Raw genomic sequence first — 5453 nt, forward strand, 5'->3', positions numbered from 1 at the left:
CAGAGAGGCAGTGCCTCTCTTTTTGTGTGCCGTTGAGAGAGGAAGAAGTATAGAATAGAGGAAATAGACCATGGGTTCGTGCATTTTGCTAAACTAAATGCAGAAAGGAGAGGTCTATGAATCTGAAAGAGTTGTATGAAGAAAGTAAAGGGATTGTAAACAAGTGCCGCAAAGATTATCATCTACATCTGTGGGAGAAAGAGGACTGGGACCAGGAGGGGATGCTGTGTCTGTATGAGCTAGTGAACCAGCATCCAGAGTTACTAGAGGGTGAACGTCGCCGACTATATGTCTGCTTTAAAACCAAATTCCGCAATCGCATCCTAGACTCCATCCGTAAACAGGAAAGTCACAAGCGCCGTTTCGACAAAGAGCCTTATGAGGAGGTGAGCGAAATCAGCCATCGCCTAGGAGAAAAAGGCCTGAGACTGGATGATTATTATCTCTTTCATGATCTTCTAAAGAATTACAAGGCAAGTCAGAGTAAAGAAAAACAAGAACAACTTGACCGTCTGATGGGAGGAGAATGTTTCAAAGGACGCAAGGCACTTCTAGGAGAATTAAGAGTGGTATTGAGTGATTTTAGATAAAATGAAAGGAGATTAAAAAAGATCTTGACAAAGAGGAAAAAGTAGGTATAATAGAAAGAGTTGAAAAGCTCAAGGTCCGTTGGTCAAGGGGTTAAGACACCGCCTTTTCACGGCGGTAACACGGGTTCGAATCCCGTACGGACTATTGGTGTATCACAGAGACGAAAAAAGTAAAAAAAGTTTCAAAAAAGTGTTGACATAGGTCAGCAGCTGTGATATACTAATATAGTTGTCGCTTGAGAGAGATTGAGTGACAAAGACCTTACATAGCCGACCTGAGAGGGTGATCGGCCACACTGGGACTGAGACACGGCCCAGACTCCTACGGGAGGCAGCAGTAGGGAATCTTCGGCAATGGACGGAAGTCTGACCGAGCAACGCCGCGTGAGTGAAGAAGGTTTTCGGATCGTAAAGCTCTGTTGTAAGAGAAGAACGAGTGTGAGAGTGGAAAGTTCACACTGTGACGGTATCTTACCAGAAAGGGACGGCTAACTACGTGCCAGCAGCCGCGGTAATACGTAGGTCCCGAGCGTTGTCCGGATTTATTGGGCGTAAAGCGAGCGCAGGCGGTTAGATAAGTCTGAAGTTAAAGGCTGTGGCTTAACCATAGTACGCTTTGGAAACTGTTTAACTTGAGTGCAAGAGGGGAGAGTGGAATTCCATGTGTAGCGGTGAAATGCGTAGATATATGGAGGAACACCGGTGGCGAAAGCGGCTCTCTGGCTTGTAACTGACGCTGAGGCTCGAAAGCGTGGGGAGCAAACAGGATTAGATACCCTGGTAGTCCACGCCGTAAACGATGAGTGCTAGGTGTTAGACCCTTTCCGGGGTTTAGTGCCGTAGCTAACGCATTAAGCACTCCGCCTGGGGAGTACGACCGCAAGGTTGAAACTCAAAGGAATTGACGGGGGCCCGCACAAGCGGTGGAGCATGTGGTTTAATTCGAAGCAACGCGAAGAACCTTACCAGGTCTTGACATCCCTCTGACCGTTCTAGAGATAGAGCTTTCCTTCGGGACAGAGGTGACAGGTGGTGCATGGTTGTCGTCAGCTCGTGTCGTGAGATGTTGGGTTAAGTCCCGCAACGAGCGCAACCCCTATTGTTAGTTGCCATCATTTAGTTGGGCACTCTAGCGAGACTGCCGGTAATAAACCGGAGGAAGGTGGGGATGACGTCAAATCATCATGCCCCTTATGACCTGGGCTACACACGTGCTACAATGGCTGGTACAACGAGTCGCAAGCCGGTGACGGCAAGCTAATCTCTTAAAGCCAGTCTCAGTTCGGATTGTAGGCTGCAACTCGCCTACATGAAGTCGGAATCGCTAGTAATCGCGGATCAGCACGCCGCGGTGAATACGTTCCCGGGCCTTGTACACACCGCCCGTCACACCACGAGAGTTTGTAACACCCGAAGTCGGTGAGGTAACCTTTTAGGAGCCAGCCGCCTAAGGTGGGATAGATGATTGGGGTGAAGTCGTAACAAGGTAGCCGTATCGGAAGGTGCGGCTGGATCACCTCCTTTCTAAGGATAAGGAATGCACATTGGTCTTGTTTAGTCTTGAGAGGTCTTGTGGGGCCTTAGCTCAGCTGGGAGAGCGCCTGCTTTGCACGCAGGAGGTCAGCGGTTCGATCCCGCTAGGCTCCATTGGTGAGAGATCACCAAGTAATGCACATTGAAAATTGAATATCTATATCAAATAGTAACAAGAAAATAAACCGAAACGCTGTAGTATTAAAAGAGTTTATGACTGAAAGGTCAAAAATAAGGTTAAGTTAATAAGGGCGCACGGTGGATGCCTTGGCACTAGGAGCCGAAGAAGGACGTGACAAACGACGATATGCCTTGGGTAGCTGTAAGTAAGCGATGATCCAGGGATTTCCGAATGGGGGAACCCAACAGGTACTACCTGTTACCCATATCTGTTAAGGATATGAGGAGGAAGACGCAGTGAACTGAAACATCTAAGTAGCTGCAGGAAGAGAAAGCAAAAGCGATTGCCTTAGTAGCGGCGAGCGAAACGGCAGGAGGGCAAACCGAAGAGTTTACTCTTCGGGGTTGTAGGACTGCAAAGTGGACTCAAANATTATAGAAGAATGATTTGGGAAGATCAGCCAAAGAGAGTAAAAGCCTCGTATTTAAAATAGTCTTTGTACCTAGCAGTATCCTGAGTACGGCGGGACACGTGAAATCCCGTCGGAATCTGGGAGGACCATCTCCCAACCCTAAATACTCCCTAGTGACCGATAGTGAACCAGTACCGTGAGGGAAAGGTGAAAAGCACCCCGGGAGGGGAGTGAAATAGAACCTGAAACCGTGTGCCTACAACAAGTTCGAGCCCGTTAATGGGTGAGAGCGTGCCTTTTGTAGAATGAACCGGCGAGTTACGATATGATGCGAGGTTAAGTTGAAGAGACGGAGCCGCAGGGAAACCGAGTCTGAATAGGGCGCATTAGTATCATGTCGTAGACCCGAAACCATGTGACCTACCCATGAGCAGGTTGAAGGTGCGGTAAGACGCACTGGAGGACCGAACCAGGGCACGTTGAAAAGTGCTTGGATGACTTGTGGGTAGCGGAGAAATTCCAAACGAACTTGGAGATAGCTGGTTCTCTCCGAAATAGCTTTAGGGCTAGCGTCGACATTAGAGATTCTTGGAGGTAGAGCACTGTTTGGGTGAGGGGTCCATCCCGGATTACCAATCTCAGATAAACTCCGAATGCCAAAGAATTATGGTCGGCAGTCAGACTGCGAGTGCTAAGATCCGTAGTCGAAAGGGAAACAGCCCAGACCACCAGCTAAGGTCCCAAAATAATTGTTAAGTGGAAAAGGATGTGGGGTTGCACAGACAACTAGGATGTTAGCTTAGAAGCAGCTATTCATTCAAAGAGTGCGTAATAGCTCACTAGTCGAGTGACCCTGCGCCGAAAATGTACCGGGGCTAAAACAATTTACCGAAGCTGTGGATACCTTTATAGGTATGGTAGGAGAGCGTTCTATGTGTGAAGAAGGTGTACCGTGAGGAGTGCTGGAACGCATAGAAGTGAGAATGCCGGTATGAGTAGCGAAAGACAGGTGAGAATCCTGTCCACCGTAAGACTAAGGTTTCCAGGGGAAGGCTCGTCCGCCCTGGGTTAGTCGGGACCTAAGGAGAGACCGAAAGGTGTATCCGATGGACAACAGGTTGATATTCCTGTACTAGAGTATGTAGTGATGGAGGGACGCAGTAGGCTAACTAAAGCAGACGATTGGAAGTGTCTGTCTAAGCAGTGAGGTGTGAATTGAGTTAAATGCTTAGTTCTATAACATTGAGCTGTGATGGGGAGCGAAGTTTAGTAGCGAAGTTAGTGATGTCACACTGCCAAGAAAAGCTTCTAGCGTTTAAACATACTCTACCCGTACCGCAAACCGACACAGGTAGTCGAGGCGAGTAGCCTCAGGTGAGCGAGAGAACTCTCGTTAAGGAACTCGGCAAAATGACCCCGTAACTTCGGGAGAAGGGGTGCTGACTTAGGTCAGCCGCAGTGAATAGGCCCAAGCAACTGTTTATCAAAAACACAGCTCTCTGCTAAATCGTAAGATGATGTATAGGGGGTGACGCCTGCCCGGTGCTGGAAGGTTAAGAGGAGTGCTTAGGAGTAATCCGAAGGTATGAATTGAAGCCCCAGTAAACGGCGGCCGTAACTATAACGGTCCTAAGGTAGCGAAATTCCTTGTCGGGTAAGTTCCGACCCGCACGAAAGGCGTAATGATTTGGGCACTGTCTCAACGAGAGACTCGGTGAAATTTTAGTACCTGTGAAGATGCAGGTTACCCGCGACAGGACGGAAAGACCCCATGGAGCTTTACTGCAGTTTGATATTGAGTGTCTGTACCACATGTACAGGATAGGTAGGAGTCTATGAGATCGGGACGCCAGTTTCGAAGGAGACGTTGTTGGGATACTACCCTTGTGTTATGGCCACTCTAACCCAGATAGGTTATCCCTATCGGAGACAGTGTCTGACGGGCAGTTTGACTGGGGCGGTCGCCTCCTAAAAGGTAACGGAGGCGCCCAAAGGTTCCCTCAGAATGGTTGGAAATCATTCGCAGAGTGTAAAGGTATAAGGGAGCTTGACTGCGAGAGCTACAACTCGAGCAGGGACGAAAGTCGGGCTTAGTGATCCGGTGGTTCCGTATGGAAGGGCCATCGCTCAACGGATAAAAGCTACCCTGGGGATAACAGGCTTATCTCCCCCAAGAGTTCACATCGACGGGGAGGTTTGGCACCTCGATGTCGGCTCGTCGCATCCTGGGGCTGTAGTCGGTCCCAAGGGTTGGGCTGTTCGCCCATTAAAGCGGCACGCGAGCTGGGTTCAGAACGTCGTGAGACAGTTCGGTCCCTATCCGTCGCGGGCGTAGGAAATTTGAGAGGATCTGCTCCTAGTACGAGAGGACCAGAGTGGACTTACCGCTGGTGTACCAGTTGTCTTGCCAAAGGCATCGCTGGGTAGCTATGTAGGGACGGGATAAACGCTGAAAGCATCTAAGTGTGAAACCCACCTCAAGATGAGATTTCCCATGATTTTATATCAGTAAGAGCCCTGAGAGATGATTAGGTAGATAGGTTAGAAGTGGAAGTGTGGCGACACATGTAGCGGACTAATACTAATAGCTCGAGGACTTATCCAAAGTAACTGAGAATACGAAGTGTAAGGTTTTCTTGGTATTTGATAGATATTCAATTTTGAGTAGGTATTACTCAGAGTTAAGTGACGATAGCCTAGGAGATACACCTGTACTCATGCCGAACACAGCAGTTAAGCCCTAGAACGCCGGAAGTAGTTGGGGGTTGCCCCCTGTGAGATATGGAAGTCGCTTAGC

The 5453-nt window shown here is 48.8% G+C and carries 1 protein-coding gene, 1 tRNA gene and 3 rRNA genes; all 5 read left to right on the plus strand.

Translation table 11 applies throughout. The features are described from left to right. Window positions 1-116 precede the first annotated feature (116 nt). The 5 genes from D8801_RS09480 (at window position 117) to rrf (ending at window position 5453) form a co-directional block, all read left to right on the plus strand. Window positions 117-590, plus strand: coding sequence for a sigma-70 family RNA polymerase sigma factor (locus D8801_RS09480; RefSeq protein WP_125849433.1), 474 nt, complete (start codon window positions 117-119; stop codon window positions 588-590). Window positions 591-639: 49 nt separating this feature from the next. Further along, window positions 640-2114: ribosomal RNA gene (locus D8801_RS09490) — 16S ribosomal RNA — on the plus strand. A gap of 50 nt (window positions 2115-2164) precedes the next feature. Further along, window positions 2165-2237 (plus strand) — tRNA-Ala (locus tag D8801_RS09495). 121 nt (window positions 2238-2358) lie between these two features. Continuing rightward, a 23S ribosomal RNA gene (locus D8801_RS09500) occupies window positions 2359-5261 on the plus strand. A 76-nt stretch (window positions 5262-5337) separates the two neighbouring features. Then, window positions 5338-5453 (plus strand): 5S ribosomal RNA (gene rrf, locus D8801_RS09505). The 16S, 23S and 5S rRNA genes sit together here with 1 tRNA gene alongside, the layout of an rRNA operon.

It is taken from the genome of Streptococcus oralis (assembly GCF_003943415.1).
Classification (GTDB): domain Bacteria; phylum Bacillota; class Bacilli; order Lactobacillales; family Streptococcaceae; genus Streptococcus; species Streptococcus oralis_BJ.

Excerpts from the sequence above, each read along its gene's own strand:
- D8801_RS09480 (WP_125849433.1), top strand. The coding sequence starts at position 117 with ATGAATCTGAAAGAGTTGTATGAAGAAAGTAAAGGGATTGTAAACAAG.